The 3,402-nt window shown below is 48.6% G+C and carries 3 protein-coding genes; 1 reads left to right on the forward strand and 2 read right to left on the reverse strand.

From position 1 onward, the window contains the following. Both A3751_RS12850 and A3751_RS12855 read right to left on the reverse strand, forming a co-directional pair. A partial coding sequence (locus tag A3751_RS12850) for an alpha/beta hydrolase fold domain-containing protein (RefSeq protein ID WP_156492432.1) occupies nt 1–623 on the reverse strand: 623 nt, incomplete at its 3' end. A gap of 16 nt (nt 624–639) precedes the next feature. Then, on the reverse strand, nt 640–1,824 hold the full coding sequence (locus tag A3751_RS12855) for an MFS transporter (RefSeq protein ID WP_197466327.1): 1,185 nt from the start codon (nt 1,822–1,824) through the stop codon (nt 640–642). Between the two features lie 104 nt (nt 1,825–1,928). Here A3751_RS12855 and A3751_RS12860 point away from each other — a divergent pair, with 104 nt between their 5' ends. Next, nucleotides 1,929–2,912, forward strand: coding sequence for an adenosine kinase (locus A3751_RS12860; protein WP_068456646.1), 984 nt, complete (start codon nt 1,929–1,931; stop codon nt 2,910–2,912). Nucleotides 2,913–3,402 lie beyond the last annotated feature (490 nt).

Raw genomic sequence — 3,402 nt, forward strand, 5'->3', positions numbered from 1 at the left:
GGCCGAACCCAAGGAGAGATCAAAACAGCGCCGTCAATCGCGCCACTGCGCCCTTCCTCTTTAAGCTCACGTAGCGTGTTCAGCGCCATGCCTCCCCCAGCAGAATCGCCAGCAAGAAAAATATGATCCTGAGGCGTTGCGCGCTCTAAGACAGAATTAACCACGGCAAGTGCGTCCTGCTGCGGCGCAGGAAACGGATGTTCCGGCGCAAGCCGATAATCTACGCCAATCACCCGCGCATTACAGAGCAGCGACAACTTCGCCAGGGTGTAGTGATAACCTTGCACACTCCCAACGACATATCCACCGCCGTGAAAATACACAATCGTCGGAATACTCTTACGCCGCTCTGCCTTCGGTACACATTCCAAACAAGAGACGCCATTTATTTCGATGGACTTGCTATCAACCTTAAACAGAGCGGGGCCGCGCATCGCTAATGCTTTTTGACAATCCCGCAACCAGTCATGCGGCTTATCCAGAGACTGATTCAACAATGTTTGAATAAAGCGACAAGAGAACTCAGCTCGCCAAGAACGTGCATTTAAACTGCCTCTGCGCACCATCATGGAAGAGAAGGCTGACGACGTCGCACCAAGAATATCGATCGAGTTTTTTAACATTTAATTCTTCTTTTGATTATGTTTGAGCGGTTTTACCCGGCCCTTGCCAGAATACTAACAATAACAACTGAATTAACAATACTGGCAAGGCGGAAAACAACAATACGACCCAGCCAAACGAGTAAACAATAACGCCACTTGATAAGGCCGCAATGGCTTGCAAACCAAACACCATGAAATCATTTACACCCTGAACCTTAAACTCCTCACCCTCTTTATAAGACAGAGGTAACAAGCTTGTGCCAGACACAAATAATAAGTTCCAGCCAACGCCAAGCAAGATCAAGCTGACATAGAAATTGATCAATTCGGTATCCATCCAGGCAATCGCAAGGCTCAAGCCATAGCAACCCAAACCGGCCCAAAGCATCTTTAATTGACCAAAGCGCTGAATCAATATCCCGGAGAAAAAAGAGGGCAAATACATTGCACAAATATGTATCTGTATAACCCACTTCGTATCAGTCACGCTGTGCCCCATTAGGTTATGCATCGTGACGGGCGTTGCCGTCATCACATAACTCATCACGACATAAGCAATCGCAGAAGATAAGATCGCTACCCAAAACACCGGATGGGCGGCGATATCTCTCAGCGTTCTCGCTGATTCTGCGCTTGCATGCTGCTCGGCTGTCTTTTGAATTGGTTGATAAAGCGCAAATACCGGTAAGCTTGCCGCTAAAACAAGAGCTAGCAATAAAAACGCACCCGCAAACTCTTGGTCTAATAGAAAACGCCCCTGCTGACCGAGCTCAGGGCCCAAGAACGCGGCGACAAGTCCACCAAGCAACACAAACGATGCAGCCGGTGCATGCTGTTCAGGGCTGACGCTCTCCATCGCTGCAAAACGGTACTGCTGAATCGTCGCGAGGCCCGCGCCGAGACACATCACCGAAGCACAAAAACTCCAGAAGGAGGAGTGCGCGATAGACCACGAAGCCGCCAGAGAGCTAGCCATCATCCAAACAATATTGAGAATGAAAATTTGCCTGCGACCAAATCGCTGCATAAGTCGAGCCGCAGGAATCACAGCAGAAGCCGTGCCTATAACAATGGCCGCAACAGGTAAGGTAGCGAGCGTTTTGTCTTCTGCTAAGTTAGTACCAACTAACCCGCCAATAAAAACAACCAAAGGAGCGGTGCACAAGCCAAGCGCTCCAGCCAGCGTCAACCACCAAACGTTACTATGTAAACCTCGCACTCGCACCTCGCATCTGCTTCGCTTATCGTTTTGATTTGTAGACAGTGCACTGCGATAATCCTCCGCATAAAACAACAGCCTTCAAAGAATAGGGATAACCATTCATGCCAACTTACCACGTCTATGGCCTAGGTGCCGCTCTGGTTGATACAGAAATCGAAGTGAACGATGATTTTTTACAACAGGCCAATATTGAGAAAGGCTTGATGACCCTTGTTGATGAATCGCGCCAACACGAGCTACTCGATCACTTAAGTGAGCATTTAGTCGCCAGTAAACGCGCGAGTGGCGGCAGCGCCTGTAACTCGATTATCGCAGCCAGCTATTTTGGCGCAAAAGCGTTTTACTCTTGTAAGGTGGCGAAAGACGAGAACGGCGATTTTTTTAAACAAGACCTAAAAGCCGCAGGCGTAGACACCGATAACGATGCTAAGCACGAAGGCATTACCGGTAAGTGTTTGGTCATGATTACGCCAGATGCGGAGCGTACGATGAACACCTATCTTGGCATCAGCGAAACCTTGAGCCCAGAAGATGTCAATGAAAGCGCCTTAAAAGACTCCGAGTGGGCTTACATTGAGGGCTATCTCGTGACCTCTGAGACAGGTCGCGCCGCTGCGATTAAATCACGCGAAATCGCAGAGCAATCAGGCGTAAAAACCGCACTCTCACTTTCTGATCCGGGGATGGTGGAATATTTTCGAGACGGTCTTAGTGACATGATTGGGAATGGCGTTGATCTATTGTTTTGTAACAAAGACGAAGCACTCGGTTGGACCAACACTCAAACTGTTGAAGCAGCAGCCGACGCAATGAAGCAACATGCTAAAAGCTTTGCCATCACGCTTGGCCAAGACGGTGCCATCGTCTTTGACGGAGAGACCCTAACCCATGTGGAAGGTGCAAGCGCAAAAGCAATTGACACTAACGGCGCAGGCGATATGTTTGCAGGTGCGTTTCTCTACGCGCTAACACATGGACAAAGCTACCCAGAAGCCGCGCGCCTTGCCAATCAAGCCGCAGCCAGAGTAGTAAGCCAGTTTGGCCCTCGCTTACGCGCCGAGCAACATGCTGAGCTGCTTGCCTAAATAGCAAACACGAAAATCTCGGCCTGACTTCACGACGAACACATAAGTGAGGTTTGGCCCTGATATCGCTCCGCACGGATATTTCTCGGCGCTGGTATTTCTCGGCACGGGCACCATCGATCTTCATTCTTTGGTTGTGAAAGGAATACGTGGCCGCACCATGAAAGCATCATTTGACCAAAGTCATCACGCCCTCAAAAGGCTAATCTAAACCATATCGGAACATTGCCTTTGAGAGAATAGCGGGCTAAGAATCTAACAAACCGTCGCTTCGGCTGACACCAAATAGCGGACATGGTGTTCAAGGCAAAGTTACAGCGGTTATTTGTGAAGAGGCGACATTATTATTTCACCCATTTTGCCAATAGATATCCTTGAGTTTCTGAAATACGTAGGCCTCAGAATCTAAAATATATGGAATAAAAGTAGATCTGTACTTTAATTAGGGCGCATGAATTGCCACATGGATGTGGATTACTTGAAAACAAAT

The organism is Oleiphilus sp. HI0080 (assembly GCF_001635135.1).